The 15,737-nt window shown below is 54.0% G+C and carries 17 protein-coding genes; 7 read left to right on the top strand and 10 right to left on the bottom strand.

Going from position 1 to position 15,737, the window contains the following annotated elements; translation table 11 throughout:
* The first annotated feature begins 136 nt into the window (after nt 1-136).
* On the top strand, nt 137-859 hold the full coding sequence (locus G3578_RS11390; RefSeq protein ID WP_165212731.1) for a serine hydrolase: 723 nt from the start codon (nt 137-139) through the stop codon (nt 857-859).
* Nucleotides 860-911: 52 nt separating this feature from the next.
* Here the strand turns inward: G3578_RS11390 and G3578_RS21170 are convergent, their stop codons facing one another.
* Entirely contained in the window at nt 912-1,031 is a 120-nt protein-coding gene (locus G3578_RS21170) for a pyruvate kinase (RefSeq protein WP_206529639.1), read from the bottom strand.
* A 287-nt stretch (nt 1,032-1,318) separates the two neighbouring features.
* Between G3578_RS21170 and G3578_RS11380 the strand changes: the two genes are divergently transcribed.
* Genes G3578_RS11380 through G3578_RS11365 form a run of 4 tightly spaced genes read left to right on the top strand, consistent with a single transcriptional unit; the run spans nt 1,319 to nt 5,452 of the window.
* A complete protein-coding gene (locus G3578_RS11380) occupies nt 1,319-2,905 on the top strand; it encodes a spore germination protein (RefSeq protein WP_481752740.1) in 1,587 nt (528 codons plus the stop codon).
* A complete protein-coding gene (locus G3578_RS11375) occupies nt 2,886-4,097 on the top strand; it encodes a Ger(x)C family spore germination protein (RefSeq protein WP_346774002.1) in 1,212 nt (403 codons plus the stop codon). The genes G3578_RS11380 and G3578_RS11375 overlap by 20 nt, the downstream gene beginning before the upstream one ends.
* 6 nt (nt 4,098-4,103) lie before the next feature.
* Nucleotides 4,104-4,331: a hypothetical protein gene (locus G3578_RS11370; protein ID WP_165212727.1), complete on the top strand. Its 228-nt coding sequence runs from the start codon at nt 4,104-4,106 to the stop codon at nt 4,329-4,331.
* A gap of 17 nt (nt 4,332-4,348) precedes the next feature.
* Complete coding sequence (locus G3578_RS11365) at nt 4,349-5,452, top strand: GerAB/ArcD/ProY family transporter (RefSeq protein WP_206529638.1); 1,104 nt, start codon at nt 4,349-4,351, stop codon at nt 5,450-5,452.
* Here G3578_RS11365 and G3578_RS11360 read toward each other — a convergent pair.
* The 7 genes from G3578_RS11360 to G3578_RS11330 form a co-directional block, all read right to left on the bottom strand.
* Nucleotides 5,449-5,781: a pyruvate kinase gene (locus G3578_RS11360; RefSeq protein ID WP_165212725.1), complete on the bottom strand. Its 333-nt coding sequence runs from the start codon at nt 5,779-5,781 to the stop codon at nt 5,449-5,451. The genes G3578_RS11365 and G3578_RS11360 overlap by 4 nt on opposite strands.
* Before the next feature lie 98 nt (nt 5,782-5,879).
* Complete coding sequence (locus G3578_RS11355; RefSeq protein ID WP_165212723.1) at nt 5,880-7,088, bottom strand: D-alanyl-D-alanine carboxypeptidase family protein; 1,209 nt, start codon at nt 7,086-7,088, stop codon at nt 5,880-5,882.
* An 81-nt stretch (nt 7,089-7,169) separates the two neighbouring features.
* Entirely contained in the window at nt 7,170-7,985 is an 816-nt protein-coding gene (locus G3578_RS11350) for a GTP pyrophosphokinase (RefSeq protein WP_165212721.1), read from the bottom strand.
* A 36-nt stretch (nt 7,986-8,021) separates the two neighbouring features.
* The gene (locus G3578_RS11345; protein WP_206529637.1) at nt 8,022-8,903 is read right to left on the bottom strand and encodes a M23 family metallopeptidase; all 882 of its coding nucleotides are present in this window, start codon (nt 8,901-8,903) and stop codon (nt 8,022-8,024) included.
* Nucleotides 8,904-9,058: 155 nt separating this feature from the next.
* Nucleotides 9,059-9,322: a hypothetical protein gene (locus G3578_RS11340; protein ID WP_165212719.1), complete on the bottom strand. Its 264-nt coding sequence runs from the start codon at nt 9,320-9,322 to the stop codon at nt 9,059-9,061.
* A gap of 28 nt (nt 9,323-9,350) precedes the next feature.
* The gene (locus G3578_RS11335) at nt 9,351-9,431 is read right to left on the bottom strand and encodes a YjcZ family sporulation protein (protein ID WP_165212946.1); all 81 of its coding nucleotides are present in this window, start codon (nt 9,429-9,431) and stop codon (nt 9,351-9,353) included.
* Nucleotides 9,432-9,615: 184 nt separating this feature from the next.
* Nucleotides 9,616-9,816: an alpha/beta-type small acid-soluble spore protein gene (locus G3578_RS11330; RefSeq protein WP_165212717.1), complete on the bottom strand. Its 201-nt coding sequence runs from the start codon at nt 9,814-9,816 to the stop codon at nt 9,616-9,618.
* 226 nt (nt 9,817-10,042) lie between these two features.
* Between G3578_RS11330 and G3578_RS11325 the strand changes: the two genes are divergently transcribed.
* Nucleotides 10,043-10,921 carry a 5'-3' exonuclease H3TH domain-containing protein gene (locus G3578_RS11325; protein ID WP_165212715.1) on the top strand — a complete coding sequence of 293 codons (879 nt, stop codon included), beginning with the start codon at nt 10,043-10,045 and terminating at the stop codon, nt 10,919-10,921.
* 114 nt (nt 10,922-11,035) lie between these two features.
* Here G3578_RS11325 and G3578_RS11320 read toward each other — a convergent pair whose 3' ends face one another.
* Nucleotides 11,036-12,739 carry a hypothetical protein gene (locus G3578_RS11320; protein ID WP_165212713.1) on the bottom strand — a complete coding sequence of 568 codons (1,704 nt, stop codon included), beginning with the start codon at nt 12,737-12,739 and terminating at the stop codon, nt 11,036-11,038.
* 18 nt (nt 12,740-12,757) lie between these two features.
* Nucleotides 12,758-14,062 (bottom strand): AAA family ATPase, encoded by a 1,305-nt coding sequence (locus G3578_RS11315; RefSeq protein WP_481752739.1) that lies wholly within the window; start codon nt 14,060-14,062, stop codon nt 12,758-12,760.
* A 216-nt stretch (nt 14,063-14,278) separates the two neighbouring features.
* On the opposite strand from G3578_RS11315, the gene G3578_RS11310 reads away from it, so the two are divergent.
* Nucleotides 14,279-15,676: a hypothetical protein gene (locus G3578_RS11310; protein WP_165212709.1), complete on the top strand. Its 1,398-nt coding sequence runs from the start codon at nt 14,279-14,281 to the stop codon at nt 15,674-15,676.
* Nucleotides 15,677-15,737 lie beyond the last annotated feature (61 nt).

Here is a 15,737-nt window from a genome sequence, read left to right as displayed (position 1 = left end):
CCATCCTTTTCCATTTTCCTTCTTTGCGTCTCGATTGTATCATGCCGCGCTCGGATCGACTACGTGCATTCTCCTCTACTCCATCAAAAATATGTTAAGTGACAAAGTTGTTTGTTCATCTGAAGTGGTCAAAGGGATGATCGTCTTTAGTTCTAACGCCAATACGGAGTACCTCATGGAAAGGTTGGGATTGGACAACATTAACCGAAATTTGAGCGAACTCGGACTTTCTCTCCATGAACCTTTGTATCCTTTTGTATCCAGCTTACTTATTCCTTATGAACTGATGCGGAAATATCCCGATATGCCCATAAAGGAAGCCGCCAAAAAGGCAAAAGATGAGCTTTCCAAGATGACACGCGAAGAATTCCGTCAGCACGCATTTGCAATACATATGAAGCTTCGGAATGATCAAGACGGTCGCTATAAACAAGCGTCCAACCTCAGAGCCTGGTATGACTCTGATTTTGATCAGATGAACTCGAATTACTTTATCGCTTCCACCACGAAAGACTACGTCTCCATCCTGCAAAAGATGAACAGCCGAACCTTCTTTGAGTCATCGGTGCAAAAGCATTTGAATGTTGTAATGGAAGGTATTATGCAAAATCCCGCCAATCAATCGTGGCTGGAACATGCAGGAAGAAAGGGAGGCTCTACCGCTTATGTTCTAACCGAGGCGATGTACGCGACCGATAAACAGGGCAACCAGACCGAATTGGCGATGTTTTTTCATCGCTTATCACCAACTGAACTCACCAAGCTTTCATCCGCAATCAATGCGTTTGAGCTAAAGCTGCTTCGAGATTCGGAATTTCGCCGAAAAATACAAAACGAGTTGGATCATACATCTGATTGAAAAAACTTGCTGTTACGGAGGAACATGGTCTAAAGCACCGTCTACCTTCCACTTAGGGCAGATGGCACCGCATCGGCACCCAAGTATAAGGAATCTCCACGCCCAGATCGCCTCTCGCAACCATCACGCCATCAGAGGCTTGAAGGATACCGGAAAAGTTGCGGGCGTACAACCAACCACCAATTCCAGAAAAACCAATCCCCCTCTACTCCACCGAGAAAATAATGAAGAGACATTGGATCGCCTGGCAAAATTCCTGGAGCAAACCAAAGTCAGGTCGAGTTGACGAGCGCCCCGCTGAAGGACGCTCTTCTTTTTTGGAACTTGGTCTCTCCCCCTTCTCTTTCCCCTCCATGCTTGAATTCCTCAACCGACACCTCCTCCTGAAAATCCCTGGCTGTTTTTACGAAACCAGATGATGGCAATAATAAATTAAAAGTGCGGCAAGGGGATCTCGTTATGGACGACTGGAAGAAAAACATGAAAAAAATGCTACGTTCCAACCGGCGAAAGTCGGCAAATGTCGAACTGCCAAGCAAGAGTCCATTGACCCACCCAATGCTATCCGGAGATTTGAATGAAAATCTTCGGCTGTTGCAAGAGATATTTGCGGATTGTTCCGACGTCATATTTCATGAGTTTTTGATTGGCGGTCAAACAAAAGCCGTGCTTGTTTACATCGATGGTCTGACCAATATGGATGAGCTCGACCAACATGTACTGGCGCCGCTTCTGCAGGATTTTGCGCAGGCAGATTCCCTTTCGAACATTCGTAAGAAAATCGCCGTCTCTTCCTTAAAACTTGTTGAAACCATAGCTGATGTGATCGAAGAAATATCCGGCGGGAATCCCGTCCTGCTGATGGATCAGGAAAACCAAGGATTGTCGATCGGATTATCGAAGTGGGAAAAACGCAGCATCGAAGAACCTCAGGCCGAATCGGTTTTGCGAGGTCCGCGCGAAGGGTTCATCGAAACGCTGCAGACCAACACTTCTTTGCTGCGGCGGAAAATAAAAAACCCGAACCTGAAAATCAGATCAATGAGCATCGGAACTTATTCGAGAACCAAAGTCGCGATAGCCTACATCAAGGGAATTGCGGCCCCCGCTTTAGTCGAAGAAATAACGCAACGGCTGCAGCGGATTGAGATCGACGGTGTATTGGAAAGCGCCTATATCGAAGAATTGATTGAAGACAACCCATTCTCCCCTTTCCCCCAACTCCTGACGACGGAACGTCCGGATGTTGCAAGCGCGTATTTGCTGGAGGGGCATGTCGTCGTGTTCGTCGACGGAACCCCCAGTGTGCTGATCGCTCCGGTAACGTTTTTTTCTTTGCTGCAATCACCGGCAGATTACTACGAACGATACTTTGTCGGTACGGCGATTCGTTGGCTGCGTTACCTATTTCTTGCCGTCTCATTACTGGGGCCTTCGGTCTATGTCGCTGTTGTATCGTATCATCAGGAAATGATTCCGACCACCCTTTTATTAACGATGGCGAAGTCCCGAGAACTGGTGCCATTTCCGGCGCTTGTGGAAGCTATCCTGATGGAGACCGTGTTTGAAGCGCTGCGCGAGGCGGGAGCCAGACTTCCGAAGCAAATAGGGTCAGCCGTCAGTATTGTGGGGGCGCTTGTAATCGGTCAAGCGGCAATCGCAGCCGGTATCGCGTCCGCTCCGATGGTCATGGTAGTGTCGATTACAGGGATCGCATCGTTTATGGCTCCCCGGTTCACCGTGGGCATTGCTGTCAGGCTCCTTCGATTTCCCATGATGTTTCTGGCCGGCTTCCTGGGATTTCTCGGTTTGATCCTGGGGATTATTGTGGTGTTGAATCATCTTCTCACGCTTCGTTCTTTTGGTGTCCCCTATATGACACCTTTGGCCCCTTTGAAAGGCCGCGACACGAAAGACGTGCTTTGGCGGGCCCCGCGGTGGGCGTTGAATACGCGCCCGCACTTATCCGGTGAGTGGAACCAATATCGGCAGGCCCCCGGACAACAACCAAGTCCACCCAACAGGGATGAAGAAGGATCATCGTAAGGGGATGTTCATGATCACGCCAAAACGAAAAACCGTCCTTCTCCATGTTTTCGTTTTCATCCATACGCTGTTTCTATCCGGCTGCTGGGACCGGACGGAAGTAAACGATCTGGCGATCATTACAGCGGCCGGATTGGATGTAACGGACGATCACCAACTGGAACTATCCGTAAGCATATTCGTTACCAATCCGTCAGGCGGTCAAAAGGTGGGAGGGATGTCCTCCGGCGACAGCGGGGGGGCCGGACTATCCATCGTTCGCTCTGCGAAAGGGTTGACCTTGGCGGATGCCACATCCAAATTGCAGCAGGTGCTTCCGCGCAAGGTGTTTTGGGGACAAGACGAGGTTTTCATTTTTGGGGAAAGATTGGCAAGGCAAGGCATTGCCGAACCGATGGAATATTTGACCCGGCACCCCGCTCCAAGAGAACGAGGCAACGTATTCGTCAGCAAAGGTTTGGCGAAAGATGTGCTGCAGCTTCGGCCTCCCATTGAACGATCTGTCGCGGAAGTGCTGCGGGAAATGGCCAAGTCGCAAACAGGGCTAAACATCACGATAAAAGAGTTGGCGCAAATGATGGCCGGCAAAGCCCATGCGGCTGTTATCCCCTGGGTGGAAATCAGACAGACACCCGATGATTCGTTTCCGTTTATTAACGGTTCGGCGATTATTCAAAACGGAAAAATGGTTGGTCGGCTGAATAATTACACAACCAGAGGGGTCATGTGGCTGAGAAACGAAATAAGAAACGCCACCGTGACCGTTTCCCCAAAAGACGCAAAAGGTTATGTCTCTCTCTACCTGTTAAGAAGCCATACGGAATTGGTCCCTCATATCGCTGGAAAGAAATGGAGCATCACCGTTAAGATTGAAACACAGGACGATATCATCGAAAACACAACGGATCTGGATCTCATGAAACCCGAGAATATCCAATATTTGGATACTGTACTGAAAACCGATATTGATAATCGTGTGGTGGCGGCCCTGGCGGAAGCTCAGAAAAAAATGAACGTCGACATTTTTAATTTTGCCGATGCGTTTTATCGCAAATATCCGAAGGAGTGGAAACAAGCAAAGGATCGCTGGCATGAGATATACCCGAAAGTGGAGGTCCGCCTGGAGACGAATCCCAAAGTTACCCGACCGGGACTGACCGGTAAAAGCCTGTTTAAGCGGGATCAGAGGTGAGCAATTATGAAATGGGCGGCGATCATGGGGGTCACAGCGCTATTTGTTTTCATGACGATGTATGAATGGCCGAAAATGAAGGGGCAAATGAGAAGAGAGAAAACGGCTTTTGCCGCCCTAACCATCTTGGCATGGGCGCTGAGCATCCTTCTCATTTGCTATCCAGACATGCCGGGTCCTACACAATGGATAAATGCCATTTTCAAACCGCTGGTGACGTTTCTTGAGAAATAATTCGCCGAAAGGGGGGCATGGGAAGGGTGATCGAAAAAGGGAAAATTTCCGCCGCACAATCGGCAATGATGCTGTATTTGGGAATCGTCCCTACCGCGATTCTCACCACACCGGCGATTACGTACAAATTTGCGAAGCAGGATTTATGGATTTCGCCAATTTGGGCGATCAGCGCTTGGATTACCATATTTATCGCGTTTCGGTTCCATCACATGTATCCGGGCCTGAATATCGTCCAAGCAAGCGAACAAATCGTCGGCCGGGTTCTCGGGAAATTGATCGGGTTCATCCTGCCCTTCTTCTATCTCTATCTCAACGGGATTGTCATACGGGAATACGGCGAATTCCTGGTCGGGGCATTCCTGCATCAGACCCCGCTCATCGTGGTGACAGGCAGCATGGTGCTGGTATGTGCATTAGCCGTACGTGGAGGCGTGGAAATCGTGGGGAGGTTTGCCCAACTCTTCCTCCCCGCTTTTGTGGCTCTTTTCCTGTTCATCATTCTGACAATCATCCCTGACCTGAACCCTTTGTACATGCTCCCGATCATGGAAGGAGGGATTCTGCCCTCCATCGCGGGGGCTGGCGTTCTGCAATCCTGGTTTAGCGAATTTCTCACCGTATCGTTTCTTCTCCCCTTTGTCACCGATCGCGAAAAAGCGGCGAAAAGCACCATGATTTCCCTGTTCGCGGTGATCCTGACGCTGGTTATTTCCAATCTGGCTACCCTTCTGCTCCTGGGGGAGATGACCGGCAATTATACCTATCCCTTTCTGATTCTCGCGAGGTACATCAGTCTTGCCGATTTTTTCACCCATTTGGAATCGCTGTATATGGCGATTTGGGTGCTGGGGGCGTTTGTGAAGATCTGCCTATTTTTTTACGTATCCGTTCTTGGAACCGCCCAATGGCTGGATCTGTCCGATTATCGACCGCTCGTATTTCCACTTGGCTTTCTTCTCATGCTGCTCAGCATTTGGGTAGCGCCCAATCTGCAGGAATTAACCCATGCGATATCGACGACCGTAACCATTTCACTTATAGCGGTGTTCGTGGCCTTCCCTGTGTTCCTGTTCTGCATGGCTTGGGTGAAGAAACGCCTCGGGAGGAACATGGGCTAACGCACCGTGTTCCTTCCATTCCGTGCAGACGGCACCTTACCTGAAAGAAGCTGCAGGATATCGGCCAGATCAAACGGCTGCTCCCCTACTACCTGCTGCGCAAACATTTCTCCCAAACGGATCTTGGGTCCTTGCAAATCACCCAGGATGGACACATGTTTGCCGATTGATCGGGCCACCTCCCGAACGGTATGGATCACATCTCTGTGGGTACGCTGGTCACTGTGGGAGAGGTTGACTCTGGCCACCGTCATCCCCTGTTCCAGCAGTTGGCGAATCACCTCCGGCTTGCTGCTGGCCGGACCGAGCGTACAGACAATGTCAATCATCAGCCATTCCTCCGATCACAAACGCTTCCTCTACAGTTTTTGTTGCTGGCTGCCATTCCATGCAAACAAAAAAACAGGCAGCATCCCGCCTGTTTCTGTCAGAGTCCCCAATCTCTTTCTCTGTGGTAACGGTTGATTTTCAACGCTTTTCGTCTTTTTTTGGTTCGGGCGGCCGCGTACAGCACAAACAGTGCGATCAGCAGCAGGAAAGCCCAAACGGCATACCGCAGAAATGCGGAGCCTGCCTGCTCCGGCTGCTTGACGTCCGGTTTGGCGGGAGCGGGCGGCGGATGAATCTCCTTCGGCTCCAGCGGAAACCGGTACTGATGGTCTCCCGCTGTGACAACCAGCTCCCCTTGCTCCGTCACTTGTTCCTGAACGGTGGTTCCCAATGGAACGGTGATGTACGCGTCTTCCGGGACGATAAACGGTTTCGAAGCCGCCCGCACCTCCCCTTTTTTGGCAACGAGCTTTGTCTCGAAATGGGCAAACCCGTAATCCAGCATGGTGGTCACATCTTTATAGGAGGCATTGCTGGAATCGGTTTTCATGGTGACCGCGATCAGTTCCGTCTCCCCGCGTTTGGCCGAACCCACCAGGGTATGGCCGGCCTGATCGGTAAAACCGTTCTTGATGCCGGTGGCGCCCTCATAATCGCGCAGCAGCTTATTGTGGTTGATCAATTCCGATTTCCACTCCCGGCCGTCCCAAGGCAGTCTGACCGTGCCGGCGATGGCGCGGAAGGTGGGATTTTTCATGGCATACTGGGCAATCTTGGCCATATCGGCTGCCGTGGTGTAATGATCGGGATCGTGCAGCCCGTGTGGATTGGTAAAATGGGTCTCCGTAACGCCCACCTTTTCCTGCAGGAAATCGTTCAGCCGCTCAGCAAACGCTTCCACGCTGCCGGCCATATGTTCCGCGATCGCGATGGCCGCATCATTGCCCGAATGCATCAGCAGCCCATATTCCAGCTTGCGCAGCGTGACCTGTTCCCCTTCTCCCAGGTACACCCGTGTTCCTTCCACATAGCGTGCGTTTTTCGAGACCGTCACGATATCATCGGGATTCCCGTTCTCAATGGCGTAGATGCCGGTCGCGATCTTGGTGATGCTGGCCGGGTACATGGGTGCGTGTGCATTCTTTTCAAACAGGACCGTGCCGGTAGCGGCGTCGATCAGGATGGCCGATTTCCCGTTCAGCATGGCGGCGGTCAATGAATCGGTTGACTGGGCCGATGCGGCTTGGGAAAACGGCGCCAGCAGCAGGCTTGCAACGAACGTCATGCATAACAGAAGATGTCGCATTGTATGTAAATCCTTTCTTTCGATTCAGGCTGATGACACCCTTCCACTTTACCGCAAGAAAGGTGGACAGGCAACCCCGCGCTATCCGCCAAATCGTTTGCCCAGCAAATCATAAATCATCTTGAACTGGGGATTATCCTGAAAAGCCTGCTCAAATCCGCTGACATACTCACGATACAATGCGGCGGCGGACTCCAGATCCTGTTTCACGTACAGGGAGAAGATCTCTTCCAGTTTTTCCTCCAGGGTGGTATCAACCGGTGCCGGCGTCAGGATCTCCTGCCGCAGGCTGTTCATCAGCTCGTCCAGCTGATGGGTGATCTGGGAGGCTTCCCTCAGCTGGCGCAGCACATTTTCGGGTATGTTGCCGTCGTATTTGTAGCGCAGCTCATGCTCGTTGGTCGCCCAGAAATTCATGCCCAGGGTACGGATCTGAATTTCGCAGAGGAGCGTTTTCTTTTGATTGCCGTGATAAACGGTATAGGAACCGATCATGTGGATGCTGCGATAGCCAGATTCTTTCGGATTGGCAATGTAATCCTTGATATCGTGCACGACAATATCTTCCCGCTCCATCAGCAATTCCTTTACTTCCCGCACGTCGTCGATGTAGCGGCAGACGACACGGAGTCCGGCGATATCCGCTATTTCACGGCTTACGGCCTCCTGCCAGGTATCCTGGTGAAAATCAATGCCTTTTTCCCTTGCTTTTTTCAGCAGGCTGTCCATTTTCTTGACGCGGCCGACGACGAATTCAATCGGCGAATAACGGCCGCTTTTTTGAAAACCGTACTTGATCCCTTTCAGCTTCAGTTTCAGCTCGTCCACGGCCTGCTCATAGGGAGCCAGGAAATGAACCAGCTGGTTCAGCACTTTTTTGGGTACATGTGGATTCATGTTGACAAACCTCCGATGCAAGAACGTTTTTCTCCCCTACTTCCACTGATACGGCGATGCGGAGAAGAACGGATTGGGATTGATGAAGGTGTTGCCGATAAGCATCGCATAATGCAGGTGCGGACCGGTGGAAAAACCGGTGGTGCCGACGCGGCCGATCACCTGCCCTTTTTTTACGAGCTGGCCGGGTTTTACCTCCAGTTTGGACAGGTGGGCGTAAGAGGAAAACAGGTTCAGCCCGTGATCGATCATGATGGTATTGCCGGTCAAATAAAGGGGTTCGGCCAGCACGACTTTCCCGTTGTTGCTGGCGACCACGGGGGTCCCCTCTTTGTTGGCGATGTCGATGGCCAGATGTCTGCTTTCCGGTTTGCCGTTCACCACGCGCTGATAACCGTACGGGGTGGTCAGCCTTCCCTGCACCGGCATGACAAACGCTCCTTCAAAATACGGCACCGGCGCGGATGTGGATCGGGCTCGATAGATCTTTTGCTGGTCGGCATTGATGCGGGCTGTGTTTTGCCGCATGCTGTTCATCTGCTGGCTGACGGTGATGGCATCGACCGCAAATGTTTTCGGCTGGACCGTGACCTGCGTTCGGGCTTTCCCGTCGGCGGTCTGGAGGGGATAGACAGCCGGTTTCGTGTCGATCGGAACGGGGATAAACCGAACATATTCCCCGGATGACGGAATCAGATTGTATGTTTTTTGAAACAGGGTGACGGCACGGGCGTTTTTGCTCCGGACGAACAGGACATCGCCCGGGTAGGTACGGGCAGGCTGAACGCGCAAGTCCACCTGCTGTTTCCACATCGTGCTTGCCGTTTCAACCGGCGCGACAGCTAGTCCAATGGAGCTGACGCCGAGCATCATGCTGAACCCGATCAAAAGTGACGCTACTTTTGCCGATAACCACATTTGACCTTCCCCCCTCTGGATCAGTATAACAAATTTTCCCATGGTTTGCCCGCAAAAAGGGAAAAACCCGACACGGTGCGGGAGAGCGGGACTGGGCGTCGTACGTTCCCGGGAAGGCTCCCTCAAAAAAAGAGGGTCCGCCTGTGAGCGAGCCCTTAAAACAGTTCTTCCTTTTTCGCATATTCGGACATTACTTCCAGGATGGATTGGAAATTGGTGAGCACATCTTTGGCACGCTTGGTTTTTTCGGTGATGGAATCGAAATCAAACATGCGTCTGCTGATGCTCCACCGTCTGAATAATTCCTGAGCGGAGGCTGGATTGGCTTTCAACTCAGAGAGCCTGGCTGGATCCTTTTGCAGCCAAGCTTCAAACTCCGGATTCTGTTTCAGCAGTTTTCTTAATTCCCTCTTCTTCATGCGCTCTTCCCCCCTTCATTCCTCTTCATCAATCACATGAAGTCGCACCGACGATGACAAGGAGGATAAATAACACCAGCACGAGGATGAAATCGTTGCTGCATGACATACATTCCACCTCCTTCTTGTGCTATCACACTTTACCATATGACTAGTCCGCGAATGCGCTTGTGTGTTTGTACTGCTTCGCCAAGAAAGGGCGCATGTGCAAGCAAAAGGGCCCCAATCGGGACCCTTCGTTCCATCCATGCTATGAAATTTTCTTCACTTACCCTAGAGGTGGACGGTTCGACTTAGCGGCCGGACAGTTGTTGTTCAGCGAAGCTCACAAGGCGCTTGGTGATTTCGCCACCGACAGAACCGTTTTGACGGGAGGTGGTGTCTGCACCGAGATTTACACCAAACTCTGCGGCAATCTCATACTTCAATTGGTCGAGAGCTTGGTTTGCTTGAGGTACCAACAGATTGTTTCTGCTTCCACCTTGGTTAGCCATGTGTGATGCCTCCTTAACCGTTTGATTTTTTCTCCCGGGACGGAATCGAACCGTCAGCCAGATGGCTTCTCTCCAGTGAGACCGCGGAGACGATGGGGGTTCGCCTTGTGTTACTATCATCCCTCTGGACGGCCAAACCATACGATCGGACACGATGTAAAATCTGTAAGCATGGACGGATGTGCTATAATGGACAGGAAGAACATGTGCAAAGGAGTCGCTTGCGGTGAATGACTGCCACAAAATTTTGCTGATCGATGGCATGAGCTTTCTGTTTCGTGCCTATTATGCCTCCGCCTGGGCGGGCGGCATCCGCCAAACGTCCACCGGCGTCTATACGAATGCGGTGTACGGCTTTACGAAGATGATGCTCGATTACGCGGAGATGGTTCGTCCGACCCACCTGATCGTTGGATGGGACGTGGCCGAACGGGAAACGCTTGTCCGCAGCCAGTGGTACAACGGCTACAAGGCAAACAGGAACGACCCGCCCGCCGAGCTGATCCCGCAGTTTGACCTGGTGAAGGAGATCACGGACGCCTTTTCCGTGCCGAATGTCGGCCATCACGGGTATGAGGGTGACGATATTCTCGGTACCCTGAGCAAACGATACGCCGAGCAAGGGCATCAGGTTGTCATTGCCACCGGTGATTATGACAGCTTGCAGCTTGTCCGCGATCTTGTCCATGTCAAGATCCTGAAGAATGGCGGCAAGCATGAACATTATTCCCCGGAGAGCCTGCTAGCTATGCGGGGCATTACTCCGGAGCAGGTGGTGGATGTCAAAGCCCTGCAGGGTGACGCTTCCGATTGTATTCCCGGCTGTCCCGGGATCGGGGAAAAGACGGCGTTGAAGCTGGTGATCGAGCATGGCAGCCTCGATGGTCTTTATACCAATCTGGACAAGTGTACGCCCAAATTGCGGACAAAATTGGAGGAAAACCGGGAACTGGTATTTTTAAGCCGAAAGCTGGCCACGATCTTCTGCGACGTGCCGGTCGACATTTCCCTGGAAGAGGCGGAGTGGGAGTATGATGTGAAGCGCGTGACCGCCAAATTTCAAGAACTGGAATTTGGCCGTTCGCTCTTGTCGCGGGTTGGTTGAAGATGCTGCCGGCAGCGCCGGGGCAGCTGCCGGCCCATGACCGATATTCGCCGAGCGGATGCGCAGGAACTGCAAGATAAAAGCCTGAGCATTTTTCGTTTGCTCAGGCTTTTGCTATTGAAACACATCCAGCAGCAAGGCGGTATTCGGTTCATCTTTTGCCTCCCAGGTGGCGGCGAAACGGACCGTGTGGGAGACGCCCAGGATATCGTATTTCTGCACCAGGTGCTGCCGGGCTGACCCGATAATCAGGGTATGCAGGCGCACCTGTTTCCGCCGGGCCAAATCGGCCAGCAGCGTCTGTACAGGGAGCGATATCCCCCCTACCCCGTCCGTCACCATGACAAAATCCGCTCCGCGAAAGGCGGGATAATCGTCCGAGATCTGAATGGCGCGCCTGAGGGGGGCATCGAAGTGGGTACCTCCCCCGAACGCCATCTGCGCCAGCGCGTAAAAAGCGGGCCAGTCCGGTCTGCGCCAATATAGCTGCTGCTCTTTCAGCTCACCCCGCGCGCCAAACAACAGCAGCCAGACATCCCGCTTTTCCAACAGGCTCAATGCGGCAAAGGTCATGACAAACAATTGGGCCAGCCGCAGCTTGCTGCCGCGCATCGAGTGGGACGTGTCCAGCATGCAGACGACCGGCCCTTTCGGCGGCTGTTCGATCCAGCCGACGGTGTCGTAGGTAAGCAGCTTCTCTTCCACCCACTTAAGCAGAAAATAGTTCTCCCAGTCCGGATCGGCCAGCAGGACGGCCTCGCTCGGCAGCAGATGGGAGATGTCCCCCGACTGGCGCAGGTCATAGTATTCCTCCGGTATCTGCTGGGAGCGGATCTCTTTGCGCTTCAACCGGAAATGCTGCACATTACGGCCGACTTCTTCCAGAAAGGCCAGCAGGTCGGGATGGCGCTTCAGCTTTTCCACCCATTTCAAATAATGCTCCAGGGTTTGGCGGCGCAATTTTCCCAGTTCGCTTCCCCAGCGCCGGTTGGCAAAGCGCTGGCTGGCCAGGAGCAGTTCGTGCAGAAAGGCGCTTTCCTCCTCTTCGCCGGACAGGGTTTCCTGCAGTGAACGTTCCAGCCATTGGCCCAATTCCTGCTCGATCGCCGCGATCGCTTCCTTTTCCTGCCGCAGCAGGCGCTCATGCTGTTTTTCGCGCTGGGCCAGCTCCTCTTCCGTCTTCTTGATCTTTTGCAGCAGCTTGCCGCGCTTTTGAAAATTTACCTTCATTTCTTCCCGCATCTCTTCGATCCGGCGGCGCAGGGCCTGGATTTCCGTTTCGACCAGGGGGCGGGTGTCGGCGGCTTCCTGCTTCTCCTCAACCAGCCGCTTCCCCTGCTGCAGGGTATACCCCATTAATTTCAACCGTTCGATCTGCTTTTCCGTCAAGCGTTCGACCAGGTTGGCCTGCTCTTCTCCCTGCCGGCCCTGCTTCGGCTGAAATCCCTGGAAGAGGGGCTGCTGCTCCTTCTCCCGCTTCTCTACCTCCTCTGCATACGTCCGCGTGAGCCACATCAGTGCTTTGATCGCCGTCTTGAACGCGGCGGTCTCCCGCCCTACCGTCCGGGGGTGAATGGTTCGGTAAAAGTACTGGCGGCGCAGGGTTTGGACCATCCACCGATGAAACGGGGTGGCCTCCTTCGTCTGATCCACCTCCGGCTGCGGCAGATAGAAGCAGAGGAAGAAATCGGCCAACAGCTCCCGGTCAAACCAGGGGGCTCTCGCTTTCGCTTCCCGCACCCATTCCTGCGCGACGCGGGACGAATGATAATACGCGTCAAACAAGTAGCGATCAACCCGGTTGCAACGTATGATCACGCGTGCTCCTCCCCATCGTTACAGGGTATAGTCGTATTCGCATCCGGGGATTTCCCTGTCAAAGATCGTCCGGTACAGCCCCTGCAGCACCTGCAGGATCCGTTCGCCTTCCATCCGCAGGTGGGCATATTTCACCGCATATTTGTCCACATTGTCGATCAGGTAATTTTTCTCCCGGATGTACGACGCCAGATCTTTTTCCTTTTCCAGCCATTGCAGCAGTCTGCCGCGCAGCTCGCGGGCCGTCTCTTCCAGCTCCTGGCGGCATTCCTCCAGCATGGACCGGTACGTCTCGGCTGCCTCCTTGCCCATTTTGGCGCCGATCTCTTTTTTGAACTGGAAGGCGTGCAGCTCCGCCTCCTTCTCCAGCCAGCGGTTCGCAATCCGGTTGTAGCGGCGCAGCGGCAGTTCGCTGTCGATCTCTTCCTTCAGCGCTTCCATGAAACGGGCCTCAAACATCTCCCGCAGGACTGGCAGGTCCTCCGGGACGTCCCACAGCATGTGGGGGGTAAAGATGGTGTCCCAGATCGACACGCGATCACGCCCGTGCAGAGCGGCCGAGGTTTTCCAGACATGGGCGATCTTGCTGAGCCGCCGGTCGGACAGCACCATTTCTTTTTCTTCCATGTCCTGCTTCAGGCGATAAAGAAAATAGACGAGCCCCTCCGGCAGCTCCACACTGCTGGCGGCGGCCTGAACATCCTTGCTGTCATAAAGGGAAAAGACCACCGGCAGCGGCTCTTTCGGCAGGTTGAACATCGCTTCGTAGCTGGACGCATGCTGCAAATAGGTCACTTCGTAGCGGATGAGGAAACGGTCGTACAAAGCAGCCAGCTGCTCGTTCTCATCCGGCAGCTCATTGGAGGCGGCGATGAGAAAGTGAAGCGGGACATGTTCCTTTTCCCGGCCGTTAAAATAGAGGCGCTCATTCAAGATCGACAGCAGCGCGTTCAGAATGGCGCTGTTGGCCTTGAAAATCTCGTCAAGAAAGGCGAACTGCGCGGACGGCAGGTAGCCCGCTGTCTTTCGAACATATTGATCCTGTTTTAACTGCTGCAGCGAAACGGGACCAAAGATCTCGTCCGGCGTGGTGAAGCGCGTCAACAGATACTCAAACCAATGCTCGGAGCCGAACAGCTGGGCGATTGCGCGGGCCATCTGAGACTTGGCCGTGCCGGGTGGGCCGATGAGAAGGGCGTTTTCGCCGCTCATGATCCCGAGCAGCAGCAGTCGAATCAGTTCGCCTCGTTCCAGAAACCTGCTTTCAAGCAAATGGATCGCTTGTTCCATCTTCCGCTGCAATGGAGTCGTCTGTAGCTTCATCGTGTCCAGGCGGCCTGATCAGGGGATGCGCCGCTCTCCTCCTCTCATACTTCATCCATTCCCTATGGTGACATATTACGCACCAAATTGCCAGTATACGCGCCCTGGGTTGGGCGGGCCATCCCGGGGCTCCGCGTTCACCCATGCCTATCCCCCCGCATACGCTGCTTGCAAAGGGGGAGTCTACCTTACATTGCGTTCTGAGGAGGGGACGGCATGGATGCTCCGCTCGTGATACTGCATGGGGTGTATGTCCTGTTTGTGCTGCTCATCATTCTCATGATGGTGCTCAGACGTGACACCAGTCTGCTCTGCATCATCGGCATTGCGCTGCTCGGCCTCACCGCCACCGGCTCCATCACGGCGTCGGTCGGGGGGATATTTGGAAGCTTCATCTATGCGATTACAGAACTGCTGCCCACCATTCTGGTGATCTGCATCATTGTCGCCATGAGCCATGTACTGACCGAAACGGGTGTCAACGAGACGGCGATCCGGCCGATGACGGCACTGATCCGCAATCCCGCGCTGGCATTCTGGGTCATTGGACTGGTCATGATGATCATCTCCTGGTTTTTCTGGCCCTCACCCGCCGTGGCCTTGATCGGTGCCGTCATGCTGCCTGTGGCGGTCCGTGTCGGCCTGCCCGCCCTTGGCGTGGCAATGGCCATGAACCTGTTCGGCCATGGCATCGCCTTGTCGGGTGACTACATCATCCAGGGGGCTCCCACACTGACAGCCAAAGCCGCCGGTATTCCGGTGGGCGACGTGATTTCGGCCAGCGTGCCGCTGGTGATCATCATGGGGGCAGTCACCACCGTGACGGCCTTCTGGATGCTCCGGCGGGACCTGGCGAATGGCACGCTGATCGTCTCGCAGGAGGTGGCGGCTGCCCATGAGGCAGCGCCAGCCGGCAGGACAATCGAGCTCCCCACTAGCGTACGGAATGCGCTCGCGCTGTTGGTTCCGCTCCTGTTCCTCCTGGATGTGGTCGCGATGTTTCTTTTTGATTTAAAAGGCGGAGACGCTACCGCCCTGGTTGGCGGTACGGCCCTGCTCATCCTGCTGGTCGTCGCCCTGTTCGCCCACAAGCGAAACGGGCCTGAACAAGTGACCCAATATTTGATCAAAGGGTTCCAGTTCGGCTTCAAGGTGTTCGGACCCGTCATCCCGATCGCCGCCTTTTTCTACATGGGGGACAGCGGATTCGTCAAGGTGTTCGGGGACGTTTTGCCCCATGGCTCGCAGGGGATTGTTAACGACCTGGGCGTGGCGTTGGCCCATACCCTGCCGCTGAACAAGGAGATTGCCGCCGTCACCCTAACCGTCGTCGGCGTCATCACCGGCCTGGACGGTTCCGGCTTTTCGGGCATCACGCTGGCGGGTTCGGTGGCCCAACTGTTTGCCGCCAGCCTGGGCACCGGCATCGCCACGCTGACCGCTCTTGGCCAACTCGCGGCGATCTGGGTAGGAGGCGGAACGCTTATCCCCTGGGCGCTGATTCCGGCAGCGGCCATCTGCGGGGTCGACCCGTTTGAACTGGCCCGCCGGAACCTGTACCCCGTCGCTATCGGCCTGATCGTCACCACCATCGCGGCGATGTTTTTCATCTAGGAAGCGGAACGGACGGCTTTGAACAGCCGTCCGTTCTGTCATGGATGCTGAGCACCTACCT

This window comes from Brevibacillus sp. SYP-B805 (assembly GCF_011059135.1).
Lineage (GTDB): Bacteria > Bacillota > Bacilli > Brevibacillales > Brevibacillaceae > Brevibacillus_F.
Note: the sequence above shows the minus strand (reverse complement) of the source record. Positions and strands in the feature narration are given on the sequence as shown.